This is a genomic window from Desulfosporosinus sp. BICA1-9, from assembly GCF_000802135.1.
Window position 1 is genome coordinate 1 of record NZ_JUEE01000056.1, and the last position, 22,873, is coordinate 22,873.

Annotated in this window: 26 protein-coding genes and 1 pseudogene; 22 read left to right on the top strand and 5 right to left on the bottom strand. The window is 39.4% G+C overall.

Annotation, left to right across the window (positions count from 1 at the left end; genetic code table 11):
- From JL57_RS07355 to JL57_RS07365, 3 genes and pseudogenes are all read right to left on the bottom strand, one after another.
- Positions 1-205 (bottom strand): DUF3102 domain-containing protein (locus JL57_RS07355; RefSeq protein ID WP_034141410.1); only part of this gene is annotated, 205 nt, incomplete at its 3' end.
- A gap of 232 nt (positions 206-437) precedes the next feature.
- Positions 438-650, bottom strand: a pseudogene (locus JL57_RS07360) (DUF456 domain-containing protein); the annotation flags it as partial.
- Positions 651-1,469 (bottom strand): methyl-accepting chemotaxis protein, encoded by an 819-nt coding sequence (locus JL57_RS07365; RefSeq protein WP_034141428.1) that lies wholly within the window; start codon positions 1,467-1,469, stop codon positions 651-653. It lies immediately after the preceding pseudogene.
- A gap of 406 nt (positions 1,470-1,875) precedes the next feature.
- Here JL57_RS07365 and JL57_RS07370 point away from each other — a divergent pair, with 406 nt between their 5' ends.
- The 19 genes from JL57_RS07370 (at position 1,876) to JL57_RS07455 (ending at position 19,514) form a co-directional block, all read left to right on the top strand.
- Positions 1,876-2,253, top strand: a complete 378-nt coding sequence (locus JL57_RS07370) for a hypothetical protein (protein WP_034141411.1) — start codon at positions 1,876-1,878, stop codon at positions 2,251-2,253.
- Positions 2,254-2,565: 312 nt separating this feature from the next.
- Positions 2,566-3,252 carry a response regulator transcription factor gene (locus JL57_RS07375; protein ID WP_034141412.1) on the top strand — a complete coding sequence of 229 codons (687 nt, stop codon included), beginning with the start codon at positions 2,566-2,568 and terminating at the stop codon, positions 3,250-3,252.
- A complete protein-coding gene (locus tag JL57_RS07380) occupies positions 3,227-5,305 on the top strand; it encodes a HAMP domain-containing sensor histidine kinase (protein WP_034141413.1) in 2,079 nt (692 codons plus the stop codon). The genes JL57_RS07375 and JL57_RS07380 overlap by 26 nt, the downstream gene beginning before the upstream one ends.
- A gap of 220 nt (positions 5,306-5,525) precedes the next feature.
- A complete protein-coding gene (locus tag JL57_RS07385; protein WP_034141429.1) occupies positions 5,526-5,837 on the top strand; it encodes a PadR family transcriptional regulator in 312 nt (103 codons plus the stop codon).
- Positions 5,838-6,542 carry a DUF2812 domain-containing protein gene (locus JL57_RS07390; RefSeq protein ID WP_291299809.1) on the top strand — a complete coding sequence of 235 codons (705 nt, stop codon included), beginning with the start codon at positions 5,838-5,840 and terminating at the stop codon, positions 6,540-6,542.
- 35 nt (positions 6,543-6,577) lie between these two features.
- Positions 6,578-6,919 carry a small multi-drug export protein gene (locus tag JL57_RS07395; RefSeq protein WP_291299810.1) on the top strand — a complete coding sequence of 114 codons (342 nt, stop codon included), beginning with the start codon at positions 6,578-6,580 and terminating at the stop codon, positions 6,917-6,919.
- Positions 6,920-7,104: 185 nt separating this feature from the next.
- Positions 7,105-7,779: a B12-binding domain-containing protein gene (locus tag JL57_RS07400; RefSeq protein WP_034141414.1), complete on the top strand. Its 675-nt coding sequence runs from the start codon at positions 7,105-7,107 to the stop codon at positions 7,777-7,779.
- Positions 7,772-8,470, top strand: a complete 699-nt coding sequence (locus JL57_RS07405) for a GntR family transcriptional regulator (protein ID WP_034141415.1) — start codon at positions 7,772-7,774, stop codon at positions 8,468-8,470. Before JL57_RS07400 ends, JL57_RS07405 begins: the two co-directional genes overlap by 8 nt.
- Before the next feature lie 31 nt (positions 8,471-8,501).
- The gene (locus JL57_RS07410; protein WP_034141432.1) at positions 8,502-10,352 is read left to right on the top strand and encodes an ASKHA domain-containing protein; all 1,851 of its coding nucleotides are present in this window, start codon (positions 8,502-8,504) and stop codon (positions 10,350-10,352) included.
- A gap of 299 nt (positions 10,353-10,651) precedes the next feature.
- Positions 10,652-11,464: a methyltetrahydrofolate cobalamin methyltransferase gene (locus tag JL57_RS07415; RefSeq protein ID WP_034141416.1), complete on the top strand. Its 813-nt coding sequence runs from the start codon at positions 10,652-10,654 to the stop codon at positions 11,462-11,464.
- Between the two features lie 153 nt (positions 11,465-11,617).
- Entirely contained in the window at positions 11,618-12,256 is a 639-nt protein-coding gene (locus tag JL57_RS07420) for a B12-binding domain-containing protein (protein WP_034141417.1), read from the top strand.
- Position 12,257: 1 nt separating this feature from the next.
- Positions 12,258-13,412, top strand: a complete 1,155-nt coding sequence (locus JL57_RS07425; protein WP_034141418.1) for a uroporphyrinogen decarboxylase family protein — start codon at positions 12,258-12,260, stop codon at positions 13,410-13,412.
- A gap of 20 nt (positions 13,413-13,432) precedes the next feature.
- A complete protein-coding gene (locus JL57_RS33790) occupies positions 13,433-13,576 on the top strand; it encodes a hypothetical protein (protein ID WP_291299811.1) in 144 nt (47 codons plus the stop codon).
- A gap of 243 nt (positions 13,577-13,819) precedes the next feature.
- Positions 13,820-15,178, top strand: a complete 1,359-nt coding sequence (locus JL57_RS07430) for an MFS transporter (protein ID WP_034141419.1) — start codon at positions 13,820-13,822, stop codon at positions 15,176-15,178.
- Between the two features lie 141 nt (positions 15,179-15,319).
- Positions 15,320-16,177, top strand: coding sequence for a methyl-accepting chemotaxis protein (locus JL57_RS07435; protein WP_034141420.1), 858 nt, complete (start codon positions 15,320-15,322; stop codon positions 16,175-16,177).
- 45 nt (positions 16,178-16,222) lie between these two features.
- Positions 16,223-17,665, top strand: coding sequence for an MFS transporter (locus JL57_RS07440; RefSeq protein WP_034141421.1), 1,443 nt, complete (start codon positions 16,223-16,225; stop codon positions 17,663-17,665).
- Between the two features lie 202 nt (positions 17,666-17,867).
- Entirely contained in the window at positions 17,868-18,203 is a 336-nt protein-coding gene (locus JL57_RS07445) for a DUF6951 family protein (RefSeq protein ID WP_034141422.1), read from the top strand.
- 17 nt (positions 18,204-18,220) lie between these two features.
- A complete protein-coding gene (locus JL57_RS07450) occupies positions 18,221-18,775 on the top strand; it encodes a DUF2284 domain-containing protein (protein ID WP_034141423.1) in 555 nt (184 codons plus the stop codon).
- 64 nt (positions 18,776-18,839) lie between these two features.
- Positions 18,840-19,514, top strand: coding sequence for a DUF1638 domain-containing protein (locus JL57_RS07455; protein WP_291299812.1), 675 nt, complete (start codon positions 18,840-18,842; stop codon positions 19,512-19,514).
- Between the two features lie 113 nt (positions 19,515-19,627).
- On the opposite strand, the gene JL57_RS07460 is transcribed toward JL57_RS07455, so the two are convergent.
- The gene (locus JL57_RS07460; RefSeq protein ID WP_034141425.1) at positions 19,628-20,398 is read right to left on the bottom strand and encodes a phosphatase; all 771 of its coding nucleotides are present in this window, start codon (positions 20,396-20,398) and stop codon (positions 19,628-19,630) included.
- Positions 20,399-20,754: 356 nt separating this feature from the next.
- Between JL57_RS07460 and JL57_RS07465 the strand changes: the two genes are divergently transcribed.
- Together JL57_RS07465 and JL57_RS36290 are read left to right on the top strand one after the other, a co-directional pair.
- The gene (locus JL57_RS07465; RefSeq protein WP_034141426.1) at positions 20,755-21,690 is read left to right on the top strand and encodes a bifunctional helix-turn-helix transcriptional regulator/GNAT family N-acetyltransferase; all 936 of its coding nucleotides are present in this window, start codon (positions 20,755-20,757) and stop codon (positions 21,688-21,690) included.
- 278 nt (positions 21,691-21,968) lie between these two features.
- Complete coding sequence (locus JL57_RS36290; RefSeq protein ID WP_366556992.1) at positions 21,969-22,034, top strand: hypothetical protein; 66 nt, start codon at positions 21,969-21,971, stop codon at positions 22,032-22,034.
- A gap of 77 nt (positions 22,035-22,111) precedes the next feature.
- On the opposite strand, the gene JL57_RS36295 is transcribed toward JL57_RS36290, so the two are convergent.
- Positions 22,112-22,243 carry a hypothetical protein gene (locus tag JL57_RS36295; RefSeq protein WP_366556993.1) on the bottom strand — a complete coding sequence of 44 codons (132 nt, stop codon included), beginning with the start codon at positions 22,241-22,243 and terminating at the stop codon, positions 22,112-22,114.
- A 261-nt stretch (positions 22,244-22,504) separates the two neighbouring features.
- On the opposite strand from JL57_RS36295, the gene JL57_RS07470 reads away from it, so the two are divergent.
- The coding region (locus tag JL57_RS07470; RefSeq protein ID WP_034141433.1) for a transposase zinc-binding domain-containing protein at positions 22,505-22,873 on the top strand (369 nt) is incomplete at its 3' end.

Here is a 22,873-nt window from a genome sequence, read left to right on the forward strand (position 1 = left end):
CCTCTCTTCCCCGACGGGGGGAGTAACTCACTGATTTAGTCAGACATTTGAGCCACTCCCCATGGGGTACCAGCTCTTTGGTTTCCGTCAAACGCCGTCCGATCCCAACGGCGTTGCCAAGCAGCATTTTGCTGCTTTGTTCCTTGATAAAGTTAACCTCGGACGGGATTTGCTCAGGCGTCCTGTTGGAAATTTCCATCCTCATACCGGCTGCCAATCCCTTTATGGAATGTCTTTTCAGATCCCGCTATAGGATATGCCGAGCCCCAGACAAGCGTGAGGGCTATAGCGCCAATCCACCCTTGTCGGATTGCCCAAAGTCTGAGTTGGATATTAAGGCGGAAAATCGTAATATTCTGGTTGCCTAAGAGAAAAAAGGGTTGGTTAGCAAGCCCTACTTAAATCTAATACTCCGAGAAGCTAGTCCGTGAAAGTGTTCAAATACGCATAAAGAAATAGACAATCATTAAGATTTCAGCGCTTAATTTCAAAATTGTTCCACCGAGGATACCGACGAGAGTGCCAAATCCAACCCGGATTGCTTGATTTATTTCTATACCACGCACCAATTCAGCCCCGACAGCACCTAGGAAGGGACCAATTATGATACCCAAGGGTCCGAAGAAAATCAAGCCAAGGATTGTGCCGATTCAGATTTTTCTTCCAATGGAAACGAGATTTTGGGCTAAGTTGGTAATATTGTTGAGTGACGCAGTAAGTTCAGCTATTTCGCTGACTTGCTGTTCGCTGACTATTCTCTGTTGCTTTATGGAGTCAACAAAAAGATCTATCGATTCCCTAACCCTTTGAATATCTTTTTCAATCGCCGTCGATGCCGTATTAGTAGTATCCGCCAATTGGCGAACCTCATTCGCTACAATTCTGAAGCCTAGCCCATGTTCTGCTGCCCGCGCCGCCTCAATCGATGCATTAATACCTAGAATCTTACTTTTAGCGGAAATGTGCGTAATACTTTTTAGAACTCCGGCCATGTGCTCAATTTTATGACGTACTTGCTCGGTAGAATTATCCATGCTCTTAGCATTTGCTGCAACTTCTTCACTTTCGGATGAAAGGTTCTGCGCGTAAGCATATGCAGTTTCCGTTACCTCTAGAAGTTGCTCACCCATAGATAAGAGTGAATCAAACTGCTCGGTGGAAATCACTACAGACATCGCGCCTTTGATCAGACCCTCATCTCTAATCGGTGCAGCGATTGACACATAGGGAATTTTGAATCGAGTCAGATCATTAACCTTGACAACCACGCGTTCCCCAGTATGGAGAGCTTTATAAGCACCTGATTGTTGATATTTTTCCATTAAATCGCCTTGACGGACTCCAATGTCCAGATCAGGATGAAAGGAGGTAAGCAATACTTTCTCTTTGTCTATTACGAACACTGAGACGGGTTGTTCATACCACTCTTGCAGTTCAGGGGCTAATGCAATTGCATGTTCCAATTTCACTACATCCATCTCTCCTCTACCTAATCAGATAGTCAAAGCACTTTGTAAAGTTTACAGTTGAATAGTACCAATGCAGTGTAACAATACAAAGTACGATACAAAAAACTAAGCTATAAAGTAATTGACCGACAGGAAGCTATAAATATATTGAATATTTTGATAACATTATATAGATTCTGCATTCTGGCAAAAATTCCTGCTTTACCCCTAATTCTTTATCTGAATTCAACGAACATGAAGGAATGAAAAATAAGGGAGTCTGAATGGTGGATTAGTGGCATATTGAGCTGGTAGATCAGGTAAATTGTAGTAGTCATTAGCCAATAAGTATATACTAGACTTAATTACTGCTGAGGTATGGAACAGCTTAGCGCTATAATTAAATTAAAGGGAGACTGATTTTGACATGAATTTCGAACAAATTTACTATGCTAATAGCCAACACAAGGAACATTTCTTGGAGCTTTTAACACAAAAAAAGTCAAACGAGTCTGGCTATTATTCAGCCTATTACATACTAACTTCAACCAAGGAAATTTGGTCCGCAACAAAAAGACATACCACTTTAGAAAAAATTGATTTTGATAAAATCTTAGAACAGGGTTTTGCGAGAAATCATAAAGCGCTTATTTTACTTGCTCAACATCTGTTCATGGCCAGCACTAGCTTTGACTTGGATCATGCTTTGGAAAGCTGGGACCAAATCAGTTACAGCGTAGCTTTGCAAGCCATTAAACTAAGGTGGACTCTTTCGCGTGAAAGTATGGAGGATTTTCTAGAGTAAAACTGAGGCAATGATACTTAAACTATAAAGGTGCTATAAACTTAATGCCTTCAAACCTTGCCTGCCTTTGAAACCACAATCCTTATACAGGGATCGTGGTTTTTTTCTTCGAAGTAAATAAAGACTAGGAAATTGGTGTAAATAGAGAATATTGATTAAAAGTGGTTAGTTTATTACAACTCGTTATATTCCTTAAGAAGTTCTTAAGAATTATAACGAGACTATCGTAAGATTTAGTTGATATCATTACCTAAAGCAAATAGTAGAGGGTGTGATATGATTGAACAAATCAATAGGTGGGAGTGATACATCATGAATATCTTAGTTTGCGATGATGATAAAGAAATATTAGATGCTATAAAAATCTACTTAGAATACGAAGGCTATAAAGTATTTAAGGCGTCAAATGGACTAGTAGCTCTAGAAGTTATAGAAGAGAATGAAATACATCTAGTTATTATGGATGTTATGATGCCTCAGATGGACGGCTTGAGGGCAACTATGAAGATCAGAGAGGATAAAAATATTCCTGTCATTATGCTCTCAGCAAAATCTGAGGATACTGACAAAATAATTGGCCTAAATATGGGAGCGGACGATTATATAACTAAGCCCTTTAACCCTTTAGAATTAATTGCCAGAGTGAAGTCCCAGCTTAGAAGATATACATCACTAGGGAGCCTGGAAACCAAAAGCAATGTCTATAAAACAGGTGAGCTCCTAATCGATGATGAGTGTAAGATGGTAACGGTTGACGGCGAGGAAGTAAAACTTACTCCCGTTCAATATAAAATATTAAAGCTATTGACTGCCAATGCGGGAAGGGTATTTTCCATCGATGAAATCTATGAAAAGGTATGGAAGGAAACTCCCTTTTGTCCCGAAAATACAGTAGCAGTTCATATAAGAAAAATAAGAGAGAGAATAGAAATAAATCCTAAAGAGCCAAAATACTTGAAGGTGGTGTGGGGAATTGGATATAAAGTGGAGAAACTATAGCCATGCAATGGTAACTAAGGTTATTGTCTTTATGATTGCAATACTATGTTTTACTAGTGCCATAACAATAGTTTTAAATGTACTCTTGCATAAGGGTGATTTTAGAATTGTACTTGAAAAAAGCTATTATCTTGGGAGAGATTACTTAAGTGACAGCTCAGAGGTCGTTAGGAACTTGAGAAGGCTAGAAAACTACCAGAGTGAGGAATACATTTTAAGCGGAGGAACTCTCCAAGAAGATCAAATTCTAAGTCAGGAAAACCAGTTGTTTAGAGAGTTTGGATACAACTCGAAGAGCTTTAATCCGAATCTAACCACTGAGGAAAATTTTCAGAAATTCAAGGAAGTTTATGCTGATAGAATTTCTCAGGTCAAAGAAGATTTAATTAAACAAGAGTTACATGACTATAATTCAACATTACAAAGATTAGGTAACTATCAAGGCATTATCTATTATGCAAATAATGGTGAAAAAGAATTAACTAATAGTTCTAACAAAGCTAAAGATTATTTCAAATCCCATCCGTCCTATATAATATTTGAGGGCTCTAAACAAGAGGTCTTTCCAGCAGAAATTCAAGAAAACACTCATTATTACTGGATTACATCAAGTCCTTATCAAATAGGACAACAAGACGTTATGTATATTGCTTTTACTGAGGAGTATTTAAATTCCAGGACTGCAGAATGGAAAGAAAACAAAATCTTTACGACTAATAGTCTCTATCAAATCGCAGGTTTTTTATTAGTTCTGGCAATAGCTCTGATATATCTAGTATTAGTCATCGGTAGAAAACCACATGAGGATCAAGGGGTTCATTTTAACTCTATCGACAGAATCTACAATGATTTTGCCCTTGGTACGTGTTTATTGCTGATTGTATTATGGGTTGGAGCCATGGTTGCGGTAGAGGATTTAAAAATATATGAACTAATATTTCCAATAACCGTCCTAATAGCAACCCTTGGTTTAAGATTGGTGCTATCTTTAGTAAAACATCTTAAAAACAAGACATTTATGAAGCACACCTTAATCTTTAACATCTTTGATAAGATCTTTTATAGTGTTTTTAAATTTATCAAGGATATCTATAATACTGGAAGTGTGGCAGTAAAAGTTGTCTTAATAGTTATAGGCTATCCAATCATAGTAGCGATAACATTCTTTATGTTCCCAATCACTCTAGGAGCTGCAGCATGGATTGCCTTTAAGAAAGTAAAGGAATTCAATGCCATAAAAGAAGGGGTAAAGCAAGTAAAAGAGGGAGATATCCACTACACTATTAATCTATCTGGAGATGGGGAGTTTGCTAAACTTGCTGCAGATATTAATAGCATCACTGACGGTTTATCTAAAGCAGTCGAAAGTGAGACCAAAAGTGAACGCTTAAAAGCAGAGTTAATTACTAATGTATCTCACGATATTAGAACCCCCTTAACCTCTATTATCACCTATGTTGATTTATTGAAGTATGAAACGGATCAGGTAAAGGCAAAAGAATACCTAGAAGTACTTGACCAGAAGTCGCAACGGTTAAAAGTATTAACTGAGGATTTGTTTGAAGCAGCTAAGGCCTCCAGTGGAACTATACCGGTAAATTTTGAAAAAATAGATCTTGTTTCTTTAATAACCCAAGGCTTAGGTGAACTTGATGATAAACTACAAGAGAGTAAGTTAGAATTTCGGCTAAGTCATCCTACCGATAAAGTTTACATCCAAGCTGACGGGAAATTGTTGTGGAGAGCTGTCGAGAATCTGTTATCCAATATCTTTAAATATGCGCTTGCAGGTTCAAGAGTCTATATTGACATTATAGATTTAGGCACCGGGGTAACGCTCATCATAAAAAATATCTCGGCCTATGAACTTAATATTTCTTCTGATGAGCTAATGGAGCGTTTTAAAAGGGGAGATGAATCTAGAAGCAGCCAAGGTAGCGGGTTAGGATTATCGATTGCCAAAAGTCTAATAGAAATTCAAAAAGGAAGTTTTCTCATTGAAATAGATGGAGATTTATTTAAGGCAATCATCCAAATGACCAAAGTAAGTTAAATTAGACAACCCAGTACCCTAGGAAGCCCTATTTCCTTGGGTACTGGGTTGAAAAACAATCATGTTTCACGATACGTGTTGTTTTTATGAATTGTAAAGAAGATTGAACAAAAAGAGTTGCCATGTGGCAGCTCTTTTTGTATTGACAAAAAAATACCGCCACGATAGTATTATGCTATGCGATATATCGCGCGGCATAATACTGAAAGCAGGTTGGAAAATGTCATATACAAGTAGTCCGATGACGGAAGCAATGTATTATATACTCCTTGCCTTAATGAATCCTAATCATGGTTATCAGCTGATGGCGGCGATTGAACAAGTATCAAATGGACGTATCAAAATGGGTCCGGGAACATTGTATGGGGTTCTTACACGACTACAAAAAGATGAAATGATTGTAATATTAAATGATGATGGGCGAAGAAAAACCTACGCCATTACTGAAGATGGCAGAACCGCGCTCAATGTAGAATACAAAAGGTTAAAGGATATGATTCAAGATGGAGTAATATTAGAGGAGAGATCATAAATGGGCAAGTTGGTAAAAAGGCTAATGCTTGATGATATCTATGCTATTGGTCGGAATGAAAACTGGTTTTCTGATATGGCTAAAAGGGGTTTGCATTTAAAAAAAATCGGACGATTTTTTGTACACTTTGAAAGAGGAGAATCAAAGAAAACCAAGTACATAATAGATATTATTAAGGAAAAACCCTCACAAGAACAATTAGATGTTTATCATGATTGCGGTTGGGATATTGTCACAAATATGCAAAGTTTTTATATTTTTTCTGCTGATGAGAAGTTATGCACCTCTGAATTACATACAGATCCAATTGAGCAAGGCTTTTCCTTGTCCTACTTAAATAAACGACTAAAAATTAATTTAATCATGATGTCCATTGCAATGCTGCTATTCTTTGGCATTATGTTTAGCATGTTTATTTTAATTGATGAGCCTTTTTTATTTATGACTAAGGGTCCGTTTGTTCAGCAACTGCTCGTTATAATTGCTGAACTATATGTTTTTTATTCCGTAATGCGAAATTATGTAGTTATTCGTAATCTTAAAAAATCTCTCTTACAGGGTAAGGCAATTGATCACAAAGAGAACTATAGAAAAGCCCGATTGACTGGAGGTATATTAGCAGGTTTATTTTTGCCTCTGGCCTTATTAACTATTTTCATACCGTTTGTTGAAATTACCAAGAGCAAAGACTACACACTGCAGTAATTGCATTTTTAGGTAATATCCTTACAATTTGGCTAGTGATATTGATAATGGATCGTGTCAAAGCTTGGTTGCAAAAACGTAACGAGAAAAAAGGAGAAGTTGCTTCGGAAAAAAGAGGAAAACGGGCTTCTAATATATGGAATAAGTATGGTCTCCCTGGCTTGGCCCTTGTTTCTCCGATCTTAATCGGGAGTCACCTTGGTGTAATCTTGGCCATGAGTTTCGGAGGCAAACGGAAGCAGATTACTTTCTGGATGACTTTCAGTGTTCTTATTTGGGCTGTTGCGATGGGGATCGCTTCATACTATGGGATTGACTTCTTATTTAGTCAAACAGGTCGAGAAGGATTTTTGACTGACTTACTTAAAATAGAATGATCGGAATTAATGCCGGCTAAGTCACCTGATGAACGAGGCAAAAAAATGCTTACTGTAATCATTTGACAAAACAAATTTTAGAATATAGTATTTAATCTGTATATTCCTGTATACCTGTATATATAACGCTAGATTCTAATTACAGGCAATATAAGCCAGTAAAACCCTATTGTGGAGGAAAGAGAATGAGAAACAACATCAAAGAATCGTTGGTTAGCTGCGTGGAGCAGTTAGACGAAGAAAATTCAATAAGATTGGCTAAGGAAGCCTTAGATGATGGGATTGACCCTATATATCTGCTCGATTTAATGAATGAGGGAATGAAGAGGGTAGGTATACTTTATGATTGTAGAGACTATTTTATTGCAGACTTGATCATGGCGGGACTGATCTTTAGACAAATATTGGAACTAGAAGAAATGACTGATTTTTTTCATCGAACCTATGATAAGAAGTCGGGAAAAATCGTTATTGGAACTGTTAAAGGAGATATACACGATATCGGGAAAGACATTTTTAGGTATATGCTAGAGGCATATGGCTTTGATGTGATTGATCTTGGGGTCGATGTCTCAAGAGAAATCTTTGTGAAAAATGTCGAGAAACATAACCCGGATATTTTGGCGCTGAGTGGTGTATTAACGAGTACCGTAGATGAAATGAAAGAAGTCGTAAATTCTATGGTGGAAGCACATCTAAGGGATAAAGTTAAGATCATTATTGGTGCTAATCATCTCACACAAGATGCCTTCAGGTTCATCGGTGCGGATGGCTTTGCTACAGATGCTTCAGTAGGGGCTAAATTGTGTAGGGAATGGGTGAATGCTGGTAATGGGCAAGGAGTAGAAGGGAATGGCTGATCCGGTTTATATCAGAATTGTTGAAGATATCAAGAAGAAGGTAAACAGCGCAGTATTAAAACCAGGTGATACCGTTCCGCCAGAAGCCGCACTTTGTAAAGAATATGGTGTTAGCCGAATGACGGTCAGAAAAGGTCTGGCTATTTTGGCAAGTGAAGGATATATCTTTTCTGTTCCTGGTAAAGGTAACTACGTCCAAAAACCGGAAGTAAACAAATATACGTTACATTATGATGAGATGAATAACCCTATTAACAGTGTTGATAAAGCACGATTATTGGAAGTAACGATTATCATGCCTGACGAAAAGTTAGCAGATGAGTTGCAAATTACCAGAAATAAGCATGTTATTATGATTCGCAGGTTATTCTATACAGATGGAAGCCCTATAGCTTATGATGTTAAATATTTGCTTTATAGTAAAGGTATGCCTATTGTTGAAAAGGAAATTGAACAGGCTACATTCCAAGAAATGGTATCGAATAGTATGCCCATTTTTGCATTAAAGAAAAGAATAAGTATTAGTGCTCAGATACCTAACACAGAAATTAAGCGCTATCTCAATATTTACGATGAACTTGCCTTATTGGTTGTTGAGCAGAAGCTCTACAACAATGAAAATAAGCCAATTGGCATAGGGGTGACTAGCTATAGAGGAGACTATATAAAATTGCAGGGTAGAAGTGATTAATCGTTTAATGACACAAGGTGGAGGGATCTTTTTGAACTATTATAATGTGGTTTTTCAACCTGGTGACGTTTCGTTAGAAGTCGCAGAAGGTAGCACACTAAAGGAAGCCATGAATGATGTAGGCTTAGAGTTTGATTTCCTCTGCGGCGGTAGAGGAACATGCGGAAAATGTCGGGTCAAAATTTCTAAGGGATTGACGACACCGGTTATCAGAGAACAAGAAATGCTTCAGGTTAAGGAAGTAGACGAAGGTATTCGTTTAGCGTGCCTGACTACTGTACACAATGATTTAATAGTGGAGCTTCCAAACCAAAAAAAACTTGCTCACAATATCTTAATAGCGTCTGAGGAAAGGGCATTTCAAATAGCGCCTCAACTCCACAAAGTATTTATTGAAGTTGATAAGCCTTCTCGTGAGACTCAGAGTTCTGATTGGCGTCGCTTAAAGGAAGGTTTAGTTAAACAAGGGTATAAGGATCACGAATTAGAGTCAACGGTCTCCATTTTAAGACAGATGCCAGATGTCCTTAGAGGGGCCAATAACCTCATCACCGCTGTAATGTATGAAAGTACAGTAGCTGGAATCGAAGCACAGGATTCCACGAAAACGATGCTCGGAATGGCCTTCGATATTGGAACCACTACCATTGTGGGTTATTTGCTCGATCTTTATTCTGGGAAAGAGTTAAGTGTGGTTTCTACCCTTAATCCCCAGACTACGTTTGGGGCAGATGTTATTTCTCGGCTTACCTTTGCGAACCATGAAGAAAATGGTCTAATAAAATTGCAGAGTGCTGTGGTTGAGGCCATTAATAAACTAATTGTAGAAGCGGCACAAAAAGCTTCTATTCTCAGAAATCAAATCTATGGGATTTCTATCGCAGGGAACACGTGTATGCATCATATCTTTCTAGGCATAAATCCTCAGAGTATTGCGGTGTCCCCTTATGTACCTGCCCTCAGTGAGCCTTTGGTATTAGATGCTTCGGAACTTAATATTAGCATCAATCAGGCCGGGAAAGTCTTCATGCTACCCAATATTGCAGGCTTTGTGGGGGCTGACACGGTAGCAGTGTTGTTAGCCACTGAGTTAGATCGAAGTGAAGATATTAAGCTCGTTATTGATATTGGTACTAATGGTGAGATTGCGCTTGGCTCAAAAGAAAAGATGGTTGCTTGTTCGGCTGCTGCAGGCCCGGCCTTTGAAGGGGCTCAGATCAGTAGTGGGATGAGGGGCGCCGTTGGGGCAATAGACCATGTGTATTATCGGGACAAGCTTGAGTATTCCGTAATTGGGGGAGAAAAACCCTTAGGAGTGTGCGGTTCTGCTTTACTTGATACGGTCGCAGGGTTGGTGGAACTCGGTATTCTTAATAAGAGAGGGAAATTCTTGGAATTCGAGCAACTGACTAATCCTGTGGCCCAAAGGTTTAAGGAAAATCTCATACAGTATGAGGGGCAAGGAGCATTTTTGCTTGCTGAAGCAGATTCAACCGGTCACGGCAGACCTATTATGATTACCCAAAGTGATATCAGGGAACTTCAGATGGCCAAGGGAGCTATGGCGGCAGGGGTTAGAGTTCTAATGGAGACCTATGGTATCCAAGCCCAAGACATTAATGAAGTTCTGTTAGCCGGTGCCTTTGGAAACTACTTGACCCCGCATAGCGCCTGTGTCATAGGATTGATTCCTCTTGAACTGGAAAGTAAAATTAAAATGATCGGTAATGCAGCCGGTACCGGCTCTAAATTAGCATTGCTTTCTTCAGGTGAATTCCGTAGAGCCAGGGATATCGCTAACGTTGTTAAATTTGTCGAATTGGGCAGTTACCCTAGATTCAATAGTATTTTCGGTGAATGCACATATTTTAACATTAAATAGCCAGAAAAAATGGATGCATATTAGTAAATTGAAGCACTGAACTGATAAAATAGTTCTTTGCTTCTTTTTTATTCCTGGCTGTGTCTGATCTCGATAGCTCTATTCGAGTCTTGATTATTGGGACACTTAAGCTGCGATGCCAAGCAAATAGTTTTTAGGAAATTTCCTAAATGATGACAGATTTCTAAAGAAAGGGATTGTGAAAAAGAATATTTGACAAAATAATTGAATATTGATAATATAATGCCATAAGACATGTATATACAGGAATAGCTATGACATCAAAGGAGGAAACTTAAATGATTATCATTGGCGAAAAAATAAATGGAACCATACCAAGTGTCAAAAAGGCCATAGAGCAAAAGGACGAAGAATTCATTAGAAATCTTGCCTTAATGCAGGCTGAGGCAGGCGCTGATTATCTTGATATATGTGCTAGTACTGCACCAGATGTCGAAGTAGATACTTTACTATGGCTAATGGACATTGTTCAGAACGCAGTGGATACGCCGTTGTGTATCGATAGTCCAAATCCACTAGTTATTGAAAAGGTTTTCCCCTATGCTAAACGCCCTGGATTGATTAACTCCGTTTCTGAAGAAGGTGGAAAATGCGAAATAATCTACCCGATCATTAAAGGGACAAAATGGGAAGTTATTGCACTGACGTGTGATAGTAGGGGCATTCCGAAAGACATTCAGACAAGGGTAGACATTACAAAAGTTATGGTTGAAAAGGCTCTAACTTATGATATTACCCCTGATAGGATCCACATTGACCCTCTTGTGATGGCGCTATCTGCAGATAATCAATCTCTATTAAACTTTGTCGAGACCTTAAAAGAAGTGAAAACCTTATATCCTACTATTAAAGTAACTTCTGGTTTAAGCAATATATCTTTCGGAATGCCTTTAAGAAAAGTGGTTAATCAACACTTCTTAACCCTTGCAATCAATGCAGGTATGGATTCTGCCATCTTGGATCCCTGTAGTCGGGATATGGTGACGACACTGTATGTTACAGATGCGTTACTGGGGAAAGATCGCTTTTGTAGAAATTACTTGAATGCTTACCGCAAAAATAAGATCGGCCCTCTAAAGGTTGAAGCGTAATACGTGTAATGGAATTTTTTTTAACGAATCTTGTATATACAGTTAGATATTAGTATATTCTAATTTGTTAGATTGCTCTGACTGTTCGGATAAAACATGTTATCAAAACAAATAATATTTCAACAATTCATTAAGATTTGAGGAGGTTTAATTATGCTCGACTTACAGGTATTAACTCAAGCGGTAGGAGATCTCGATGAAAAAGCCATTTTAACTATGATCAACGATTTTGTAGCTACAAACCCTAGTGGTGAAGATGCCCAAAAGATTGTTTTTGCCTGCCAGCAAGGTATGGCGATTGTCGGAGAGCTGTTTGAAAAGAACGAATACTACGTTGGGGACTTGATTTTTGCCGGAGAATTACTATCCAAAACGATTGAATTACTAAAACCTGTGTTAACTGGTGTTGCCTCGCAAAAAGTTGGTTCTATTGTTATTGGTACAGTTGAGGGAGATTTGCACGATATTGGGAAGAATATTTTCGGTAGTATGGCAGAAGCCGCAGGCTTTGAGGTGTACGACCTAGGGATTGACGTATCGCCCAACGCCTTTGTCGAGAAGGTGAAAGAAGTTAAACCACAAATCATTGGGATGAGTGGCGTTCTGACCCTTGCTATTGATTCCATGAAAAAGATAGTTAATGCCCTAAACGAAGCAGGTCTAAGAGACAGTGTAAAAATAATTATTGGCGGGAATCCTGTTAATGAAGACGCTTGTAAGCAAATCGGTGCGGATGCTTTCACGACAAACGCTGCTGAAGGGCTGAAAACTTGTCAAGGGTGGGTGAAATAATATGACAGATGCCGCAGTTATGACGAATGAACGAAATCAGATCTTCCGCGATCTATTCAGCGGAAAAACTCCCAAAAGAGTACCGATCAGCAACCCAGCAACTCAAGATTTTGCTATTCAATACGCTGGTTTGGACCTAGCTGAATGTCAATGGGATTTAACGAAGTTAGAGCCCGTTTATGATAAGTTCTGTCAAGATTTCTATACCGACACTTATCCTGGTGGTTCTATCCGAATTCCCTCACACTATCAAATTCTTGGGTCAACCCCTATTGTCATGAGTTCCAGCGGATTCATGCAGCATCCAGAAGTCGTGGGTTTGTTGGCTGAGGAATATGACCAGTTTATCGCATCCCCGTATGATTGTATTGTTGAAACAGTTTTGCCACGTTTATACACCGGTTTTAACGGGGAGCCCGGTAAAGTGGCAATGACCTTAGCTAAAGCAATGCGGGCTCAATCTGATGACTTGGCATACCTCGGATCGATTAGAGCAAAACTGAATGCAAAATATGGCTATGCCACCATGATCGGTGCCTTAACTGAAGCTCCATTTGATTTTATGGCAGACTTCCTGAGAAGTTTTAAAGGAATTTCGGGTGATGTCAGGCGATATCCGGATAAGATAGTGGCAGCCTGCGAAGCGGTATTACCACTGATGATTAAGAAAGGGACTTTGCCAAATCCTTCAATGCTAGGCTATACGTTTATTCCACTACACATGGCTCCCTATTTGCGGGATAAAGATTTTGCAACCTTATATTGGCCAACCTTTAAAAAGTTAGTCGAGACATTGGCTGGAATGGGCCAAAATGTCCAATTGTTTGTGGAACACGACTGGATGAGATACCTCGACTATCTGTATGAATTACCAGAAAACACAATTATGAGGTTTGAATACGGAGATGCCAAGCTTGTTAAGGAAAAGCTGGGTAAAAAACACATTATTTCTGGCTTCTATCCAGTGACTATGTTGCAAACGGGAACTAAGGAACAGTGTGTAGATAAGGCCAAAGAATTATTAGACATTCTTGCCCCAGGAGGACGGTATTGGTGGCAAGCGGACAAGAGCATTATCCATCTGGAAGCCAATGGTCCAGTTGTAGAAAACCTTAGAGCTGTCTTGGAGTATGTTCATGAAAACGGAACCTACTAATACTGGGGGGAGAGGATAAAATGGATTCGAAATATTATGAGACTTGGGAAGAATATTTAGCAGAGCACCCGGAATTAGAGGGAAAGCCTGCACACGCAATCGCCCCAAAAATCGAAAAGTATGAAGACGCTATGTTTGTGTTTATTATGGATTTGTTATTGTAAGTTAATTTGATTTTAAGAGTTGGTTATAGGGCAACACCTGACCTCGTAGGGACTATTATGCACATTGCTGCAAAAGAATGCTTTATCGAGGACGGAGGTTGCCCGTACTTGCCTTAAGATAGTTCAGAATATTCTTTGTTGGGTCTCGTATTTAGTTTCTAGATATAAAGGAGGTGAGAAAAGGACAAGATACAGGGTAACCTAGGTTAGTCTAATAAATTTGATTTTGAGAGGAGATTTATAATGGGAAAAGGATTAAAAAAGTCGATTATTAATCTTTATGGATTACCTTCCTTTGGGTTTCAGTTATTTGTCAATATGGAGGTATTCTTTTTTGCAGCATTTCTAACAGATTTTGCAAAACTTCCAATGGCCCTGGTTGGTACTGTATTGATGATCACCAGTATTTTTGATATCTTATGGGTTCCTACTGCAGGAATAATATTGGAAAAGAGTAATATGAGGTGGGGTAAATACCGTTCATGGTTACTTGTAGGACCTCCATTTGCGGCATTGTTCTTTATTTTGCAGTTTTCTAAAATCGGCTCCCCAACAATGAATGCTATTATTATTACTGTCGGATTTGTCGTCAGTCATTTAATCTGGAACATTTTTTATGCTGGACATGTTGCCTTGAATTCCTCCATGACAACGGTCAGAGAAGAAAGAATTGCTATGTCTACAAACAGGGGGATGTTCAATTCCTTAGGTGCTATCGCGTTTTCCTTAATCGGTATGAAGATGATCTTGGCCCTTGGCGAAGGAAAAGACCCTGCGACAGGATATACGCTAACCGTTATAATTACTGGAATTGTCATGATTGCTTGTTATTTTTCCTTGTTCTTTATGACCAAAGACTATGCTTTCCACGGAACCTCTGCTCAAACAGGAAAACCTGCCGAAAAAATGCCTATTAGCGAGATGCTGAAACAGATCGTAGTCAATCCGCCACTCATGGGTTTGATGTTGGGTGAACTTGGCAGATATTTAGGTAGGTTTGTTATCTTTGGATTAGCGTTCTATTATTTTAAATATGTTGTCAATAATCTGGCTGTTATCGCGATTTTCATGACGGGGCTTAACGTTGTTACCTTCGTTGGTGCTTTGATTGCAAATCCACTTGCTAAGAAGTTTGGTGAGAGAAATGTCTATATTTTGTCACTTTCAATCTTTATAGTCGGGCTTTTGGCGGTATGGGCCTTACCTATGAATTATGTTTCCTTCATGATCATCATGTTCATTGCCTATTTAGGATATGGAATGCCTGATGCTTTGGGTGTTGTTATGTATTCATCGACGGTTGATTATGGTGAATGGAAAACCGGCAAGAATGCCAGAGGATTCATCATGTCTCTAATTAGTTTTCCAATCAAGACGGCAATTCTTGTAAGAAGTGTTATAATCACAGGAGTGCTGGCGGGTGCAGGATATGTTGCAAATATGAAGGCTACACCAGTACTAGTAGAATCTATCAAAAACGGGTTAACTCTAATTCCAGCGATTATTATGCTTGCAGGTTTGATGTTCATTATTTTCCTTTATAAAATTACACCTCAAAGTCTGGCTAAAATGCAAGAAGAAATTGCTGCTAGAAAAGCCTAGATTAACGGCTAAGATAGTTTTCGTTTTGAAGGATTTCAAATAAGAGAGATGATTAAGCCCATCTCTCTTATTGTAATTAAAGCTTGAATGAATGGATTCAAATCCAGAGCGAAATCATTCGTTGATAAAGGGGTTAGGTATATGGAAGAAAGAGATCTCCAAAAATTTATTGAGATAATGCCAAGCTTAAATGAGGTTATGCAGGACGATATTACCGTTATTGTGTTCGATCTTAGAAAAGAGATTATCGCGGCCTATGCACCAGGTCAACTTAAAATGCCTTCCAAAGCTGGGGATCCAATTAAGAATATGGAAAATTTTAATTTGGTAAAGAAATCCAAAGAACAATTACCGTCAATAGTTCCTACAAGATTCTTCGGAGTTCCTGCCAAAGGTCTTCTTACCCCAGTCTTTGACGAAAATAGAGAGGTCGTTGCCATAGTATCGGTTTCTAAAAGTATCGAAAAAGAAGCAAAAATCGAAGAAGGTACTTCTAAGCTCTTTTCCTCTATGGAACAATTGAACGCTGGTATTGAGGAAATTGCTTCAAGTTCACAACAACTATCAACGTTTATCAGAGAAATGGATGAATTCAGCTCGCAAACTGAAAAAAAGATAAAGGCCATCGATGGCATAATAGAGGATATTAAAAGCATATCCAAACATTCAAACCTCCTAGCCTTAAATGCATCTATAGAAGCAGCGAGGGCGGGAGAGGCAGGCAGAGGATTTAGTGTCGTAGCTAAAGAAATGGGCAAACTCTCAAGCTTAAGTAAGGAGTCAGCAGAAAAGGTGGCAGGGTCGCTTTTAGAAATAAAAGAGGCGATTGAGTTTATCAGTGGAGGAATCAATAGAACAAGCCTTTCATCGGAAAACCAAGCTGCAGCAACTGAGGAAATGGCAGCTACGAGTGATGAGATTGTATCTATCGCAAAGCAACTATCTGATTTAGCAAAGGTTCAAACGGTAGATGAAATATTCAGTCAGAAGAAGGTATAACTACTTCTTGCCTATCAAATAGGTATCATAGGAGGAGATGGTTGCATGACAGCGCAGAAAGAAAAAGGATGGCAAAGGTATCATACAATCTGGCTAATGCTCTTTATTGGATGGGTAGTTTCCTATGCTGACAGGACTCTGACGGGGCCAGTCGTTACTTGGATGATTGCTAACGAAGTTGGTTTTTTAGAAGCTGCCAGTAATCCTCATGCTCTTGGTGGTTTGCTAGGAAGCTTATTTTTCGCTGGATATATGCTGACCCAATTTCCCGGAGGTTACTTTGGGGACAAGTTTGGTTATAGGACGATTGTGGTTATCAGTATTTTTTGGGCGGGAATTACCACTCTATTAACGGGATTGACTGGTGGCTTAGTGGCTTTTATTGCCTTGCGGGTCCTCACCGGATTAGGTGAGGGAGTACTTTATTCAAATGACCGCTCCCTAGTTGCAGAAGTCACTCCTCCCAATAAGCTTGGTTTAGGCATGGGAGTAGTCATGGGCGGACTTACAGTAGGTTTGTCTGCCGCTCTGGTAGGAACAGTATACTTAATAGAATGGGCTCAACCTTCCATGGGTGTCAATGCTTGGAAAGCGCCCTTTCTTATCTTGGGGACAGTCACAATTATCGTCGCCTTCATTATTCGGAAGGCACTGAGACCTCAAGGGAAAATTGGTTCTGAGAATTTTGGCAAGGCTTTCTTCAATTTGCTGAAGTATTCTAGCGTATTCTTTGTGGCCATTATGGCTGTCTATTTTATAACGAATGCTCTACACTTAAATGATGTGATCATTGCCATTCTCTTAACGTGTCTAGCGTTTGTACTAATTGCCTTTATCTTTATCAAGAAAGGGAATGAAGTTAACCCGATATTAAGGGACAAAAATCTTGTCCTTATCTATATTTCATATATAGCGATATTATGGCACCTCTGGTTCTATGGTTTTTGGGGAGGCGCCGTAATCAAAGAGTTTGGTGGCGGTACTCTAACTTCGGCCTTATTGGTTATTTCTTTCAATGCTATTGCTGGGGTAATCGGTTTTCCTTTAGGTGGAAAAATCTCCGATATGGTAGCCCATAAACCGAATGGTCGTCGCAATGTCTTAATCGCGATGGAAGCACTTTTGACGGTGTTTATCTTTGTCTTTGCAGCTTATGTCATGTCCGGAAGAAATGATATGGTTGTGCAATCGGTCATTCTCTTTGTTTCTGGTTTAATCTTTTTCGCGTTGCAAGCGGTTGCCCATGCCCTTACTTCAGAAATTGCACCCGTTCATTTGCGCGGAGCAGCGTTTGGAATGCTGAATCTTGTATCTGAAATTGGTGCAGTATTATCGCCGGTGATTTCGGGTGCCATTCGAGATAGTACAGGAAGCTGGGGAACGCCCTTAATTTTAGATGGCGTTTTAATGGGAATCAGCTGTATTATGATCATGGGAGTCAGTACGAAACTTGCGGATAATAGAAGTAGTGTATTACTGCCAAAATAAATTGGTTTCTGCATTAAAGGTACCTTCTAACCCTTGGACATGTTGCGATATGATAAGTTCGCATCGAATCAAGGAGTCCCGACGGCTGAAATCAGCATTGTACGGGACTTCTTGAATAAATAATGCGATAATGCACTTGTAAGGAAAATAGTCAATTAAACATTCGGGACCTACTTTTATTGCAAGTATTGGAGGCACCAAGATGGCAACAGGAATAATCCACAGTGGGGCTTGCGGGTTTACCATCCATGTCAAGGCAGTGAGTGATGGTAGTCAATTTGACTCTCGAAGAAGTAAACTGATAAAATTAGAGATAACAAGCGATTGTCCTAATTACCAAAAGATCGCCAACGAGTTAACGGAAGTTGATGCCTACAAAGAAATTCTGAATAAACTTCATACTGGGAAGGTTTATGAAATTTTTGCGAAATATAGCCCGCATCCTAGCTGTCCTGGAGTTTCTGGAATACTGAAAACGGTGGAAGTGGCAGCCGGTTTGGCATTGCCACAAAATGCTAGTATTAGCGTAACGAAATAAAAAGTGGGGCAATTGTTATGGAAACTATTATAAGCAATCTAGTCAAAGACGCCTTAGCATTAAATGCAACCCATGCTTCAATTGCCGAAGTGACTGAGATCAAGTTTAATGAGGATTTCAGAAAGCTATGTGAACAGAATTCATGTGGTTCTTACAATAAAAACTGGATGTGCCCTCCCGCTGTAGGACCTTTCCAAAAATTGAAAGAAAGGGCCTTGAGTTTTAAGCAGGGTCTTTTGTTCCAGACAGTCCATCCCATAGCAAGTTCTCTTGACTGGAAAGGGATGCTAGAGGGAGGAGTTAATCATACGAAGATATTCAGAAAAATACTGGAGTGTATGGAGAAAAACTATGATTTTAAAGAAATCCTTCCGTTGAATGCGGGTCCATGTACCTATTGTACAAAGTGTGCCTATTTAGTGGGAGAGAAATGTAATTTTCCAGATAAGGCCGTGTCATCCGTTGAGGCTAATGGAATTGACGTAATGGACTTGGTGAAAGCCTCTGGAATACCCTATACCAATGGGAAAAATACTGTTTCCTATGTAGCCTTAATATTGTTCAATAGTTAATAAGCTCAGATCACATAATGTGAATCTCATGGGAAATAGAAGCGAGGTGGTTGTCTTGAAAACAGTGGGCATAGCCTGTCAAACAATTGAGGACGAACTTAAGGCTGTCTACAAGACCTTGCCGGTCCCTTTCCCTATCGTGTGGGTTGAATCAGGTCTACACAATTATCCTTCTCAGTTGAAGGGAAGAATCCAAGAAGAAATCGACAAGATTAGTGGCGCGGAGAATATTCTTCTGTTGTTTGGATATTGTGGCAATAGCATCGAGGGTCTTGTTTCTGCACAGGCCCGATTAGTAGTGCCAAAGGTTGAAGATTGTATATCCTTGTTGCTCGGTGGAAATAAGAATCGTCTAGCCCTAAGTGCGGAGACCCCAGCCTTTTATTTGACAGATGGTTGGTTGCGGTATGAGAAAAATATCTACTGGGAGTATGAAAAGTGCTTAGAGAAATACGGTGAGGACAGAGCCTTGCGGATTTTCCGAGCTATGTTTGCGCATTATTCCAACCTCAATTTCATTGACACGGGAACTTATAATTTAGAGTTCGTAATGAACAGGACAGCTGAGTTCGCAACAAAGTTAAATCTTAAGCAGGGAATTGTTCCCGGTACTTTGAAATTGATTACTAAGGCATTCTTGGAAGAATGGGATGAAGATTTTCTCATAGTTCCGCCGGGAGTACCTATACACCTAAACTATGGTGTGGTCTCTCCGACTAGTCAGGGCCAGAAAAAATGAGGGCTAATTTCATTTCTAAGTAGATATGGTATCCAATACACTAAAAGCTGCCGTTTATTATTTACGGCAGCTTTTAGTACGTGCGTACTGATTGGAATTACTTATTCTGACATCTAAGCAATACTTAGTCTATGCTTAAGCGATTCTAGATTAAATTCTATGCGGTGTTTACGACGGAAATCTAAATAACCCAAGACTCGTTCAGGGGAAGTGTTAAGAATCTGATGTTGAGAAATCCCAACCTCACGAACCAACTCTACAGCTTCGCTAAATTCACCGACTCGATCCCAAAAGTGAGCATCACTTCCTAAAATTACAGGACCTTTATACTTTGCCATGTAACGAGCAATAGAACGGCAGTTTTCCCGTGCTCTACCTTTTTCTTTAATCGTTGAAAGTGAACTATTATTAACCTCTACAGGGATATTTAAAAGGGCAGAAGCGTGTGCGATTTTTTCAAGATCCATCTCAAAATCCGGTCGCCCAGGATGAACCATCATATCTGTATAGGGATTTTCCATTGCTTTAATATAAGCTTGAGTGTTTTGTTCACATGTCCCACCCGGATAACAGATCGGATGTAGGCCGACGAGAATCAGTCTCAAATAGGCTAAATATCTTAACGGCATATCTAATTCGCCTTCATGGTTCGTGATATTGGCTTCTACTCCAGGTAAAATTTTAACTCCAGATAGCTCATCCGGTAGAATTGACAAGTTGTCAAAATGAAAAAGATGAGGAGCACCTGGCATACTTGGGCCGTGGTCTGCCATTCCCAATAATTTAAGTCCTCTGCGTGAGGCCGCTAACGCATTTTCTGTAATAGTACTATACGCATGTCCGCTTGCAATGGTATGAGTATGCAAATCAACCAACAGTTCCATAATAACACCTCATTACTTTTGTTAATAACGCCTATTTAAACGTTTACTCCATTATATATTATAGTTGTTAACGAGAAATTATCGCCAAGTAAAGTTTAGGTTAAAAACTATTCAGAAAGTCAATTTAAAAAAACAAGGGAAAGAAACAAGGAACCTGTCCCCCTGTTCGCCACGCGGCAAAGGAGGACTCTTAGTATAATTGCCGTTTCATCCTAATAACTGAAGCGGCAATTTTTACGGTATACAAAATTGAGTGCCAAATTGTTAGGTTGAAAGTTCTTTTCAGGAGAAATAGTTGACTTTGTCAACTATTTCTCCTATAATTATCTCAAAATTAAATTTTTGGAGGTACATTCATGAACTCTGTTGATAAGCCCTTGATTCATACCATTCGAAGATTCAATCGGTTCTATACCAATATTTTGGGACTGCTGGATCGGCATATGCCGGATAGTGACTTTTCACTGGCGGAAGTGCGCGTTCTATACGAGATCGGACATAGGAAGAATTGTACGGCCATGGATCTAATCGAAACGCTTAGGATTGACCCGGGCTATCTAAGTAGGATCATCAAACGCTTTAGGAAGGAAACTCTTCTATACAGAGTACAGTCCCCAGAGGATGGACGTCTATACTATCTAAACCTGACAGATATAGGGAAAGATACCCTTAGGAAGCTGGATTCCCTCTCCAACGGTCAAATCCAGCGATTGATCAATAGCGTCCCGGAACGAGATCGTATGAACGTTGCGGAAAGCATGAAAACCATCGAAAATGCCCTCACCGCAAAACCTATCTTTTCAGGCGAAGAGGTTAAAATCCGTTGTGAATTGAGACCAGGAGATGTAGGTGATTTGATTCGATTGCATGGCAGGATTTATGCCGAAGAATGTGGACATAACCATGCGTTTGAAGGCTATGTGTGCAAAACTTTTTATAATTTATTCCAAAACTATAGTCCTGAAAAGGACAGATTCTGGTTTGCAGAACTCAATAGCAAAATGATGGGTGCCATTGCCATCGTCGAACATTCAGCGAAACTGGTTCAGTTAAGGTGGTTCATCCTACATCCATCAGTCAGACGCCTTGGCCTTGGAAAAACGCTGCTCAATGAAGCTATTAACTACTGTAAGGAGAGAGGATATCAGAAGGTATTTCTGGAGACTACAAAAGATCGAGAAACAGCGATAAAGATGTACACCAAAGCAGGATTTAGGAAAGTGACGGAGCATGACGTCAAGATGTGGGGCAAGGAACTAGTTGAACAAACCTACGAGTTAAACTTGACCTGAGGTCCTGTTTTATATGGGGAATTAGGTTGTGAAGAAAGGAGTTATTATTGGATAGTTCGGCAGACAGGAGAGATAAAAGTGACAGGACAGCTTAAAATCATAACTGCAATGCTCATCTTCGGAAGCATTGGGGTGTTCGTGAAGGAAATCAATCTATCATCAAGCCAAATTGCGTTCCTAAGAGGTGTTATCGGAAGTTTGTTCTTGATTGGCGCTAGCCTTGTTGTTAGGAGACCATCGCGGTTTTAAGCTATATTGACCCGATTTCAGCAGTGATAATGGCTGCGATATTCTTAGGAGAGAGCATGAGTTCTATTCAGATGATGGGTGGTATCCTTATTTGAGATGACCTGGTCCCTAGAAGAGCACGCTAGGCACGAAAGGGAGTTCATCACAAAAATTGAAGAACAAAATTGGTTACTTATACTTTTTCCATGATCCTTGGTTTTCCTGGGTCACAGGAGGGGCTTTTTACGTCAGAAACAGAGGCAAGTCTCATTAAATAATAGCACTCTTCTCGCAGCATGTGATCTGGTATTAAGGGGTGAAGAATTCCTAAGACGGTTTTATTTAAGAAGCATTTTTTGAAGTTGCATTAACATTAGGGCTTGGCTGATTAATTTGGTCAAGCCCTTCATCTATGAATTAATAAATGAGAAATGAGAACTCTATTAATAGATTAAGGGAGAAGGTGGAACAAAAGTATGCAATCTTACAAAAAGGGGTTAATCATTTTCGGATTAATTTTTTTAACGTATCAGAAAGTATAAGTTTAGGGTCCCCCCTTTACTTGCGAATTTGGTATTATAGAAGTATGAAAGAGAACATTTTAAGAGAAATATTTTTCGATAAACATAAGCATTGGGAAACGTTCTCAGAAAAGCATAAAGAACGTTTACGAGCCATCGTTATAAAAGAGGTGGAGAAATTTCACAGATGCGGGGATCCAAAAAATGGTTTCAAGCTTCTGGTATGTGAAGGTTGCCATGATGTAAGGATCGTGCCGTATCGCTGTAAAGGACGGTTTTGCACAACTTGTTCGAGTGGCGAGACCGAGGAATGGAGCCGAATGATCGTGGAAGAGGTCGTACAAGTCAATCATCGTCATGTCATATTTACCATAGACGAAGGACTAAGAGTCATCTTCCAAATGCATCGAGAACTCCTAAAAGATCTCATGGAT

Excerpts from the sequence above, each read along its gene's own strand:
- JL57_RS07375 (WP_034141412.1), top strand. The coding sequence starts at position 2,566 with ATGAATATCTTAGTTTGCGATGATGATAAAGAAATATTAGATGCTATA.
- JL57_RS07445 (WP_034141422.1), top strand. The coding sequence starts at position 17,868 with ATGGCAACAGGAATAATCCACAGTGGGGCTTGCGGGTTTACCATCCAT.
- JL57_RS07465 (WP_034141426.1), top strand. The coding sequence starts at position 20,755 with ATGAACTCTGTTGATAAGCCCTTGATTCATACCATTCGAAGATTCAAT.
- JL57_RS07405 (WP_034141415.1), top strand. The coding sequence starts at position 7,772 with ATGGCTGATCCGGTTTATATCAGAATTGTTGAAGATATCAAGAAGAAG.
- JL57_RS07435 (WP_034141420.1), top strand. The coding sequence starts at position 15,320 with ATGGAAGAAAGAGATCTCCAAAAATTTATTGAGATAATGCCAAGCTTA.
- JL57_RS07390 (WP_291299809.1), top strand. The coding sequence starts at position 5,838 with ATGGGCAAGTTGGTAAAAAGGCTAATGCTTGATGATATCTATGCTATT.
- JL57_RS07425 (WP_034141418.1), top strand. The coding sequence starts at position 12,258 with ATGACAGATGCCGCAGTTATGACGAATGAACGAAATCAGATCTTCCGC.
- JL57_RS07440 (WP_034141421.1), top strand. The coding sequence starts at position 16,223 with ATGACAGCGCAGAAAGAAAAAGGATGGCAAAGGTATCATACAATCTGG.
- JL57_RS07460 (WP_034141425.1), bottom strand. The coding sequence starts at position 20,398 with ATGGAACTGTTGGTTGATTTGCATACTCATACCATTGCAAGCGGACAT.
- JL57_RS07450 (WP_034141423.1), top strand. The coding sequence starts at position 18,221 with ATGGAAACTATTATAAGCAATCTAGTCAAAGACGCCTTAGCATTAAAT.
- JL57_RS07430 (WP_034141419.1), top strand. The coding sequence starts at position 13,820 with ATGGGAAAAGGATTAAAAAAGTCGATTATTAATCTTTATGGATTACCT.
- JL57_RS07400 (WP_034141414.1), top strand. The coding sequence starts at position 7,105 with ATGAGAAACAACATCAAAGAATCGTTGGTTAGCTGCGTGGAGCAGTTA.
- JL57_RS07370 (WP_034141411.1), top strand. The coding sequence starts at position 1,876 with ATGAATTTCGAACAAATTTACTATGCTAATAGCCAACACAAGGAACAT.
- JL57_RS07415 (WP_034141416.1), top strand. The coding sequence starts at position 10,652 with ATGATTATCATTGGCGAAAAAATAAATGGAACCATACCAAGTGTCAAA.
- JL57_RS07385 (WP_034141429.1), top strand. The coding sequence starts at position 5,526 with ATGTCATATACAAGTAGTCCGATGACGGAAGCAATGTATTATATACTC.
- JL57_RS07420 (WP_034141417.1), top strand. The coding sequence starts at position 11,618 with ATGCTCGACTTACAGGTATTAACTCAAGCGGTAGGAGATCTCGATGAA.
- JL57_RS33790 (WP_291299811.1), top strand. The coding sequence starts at position 13,433 with ATGGATTCGAAATATTATGAGACTTGGGAAGAATATTTAGCAGAGCAC.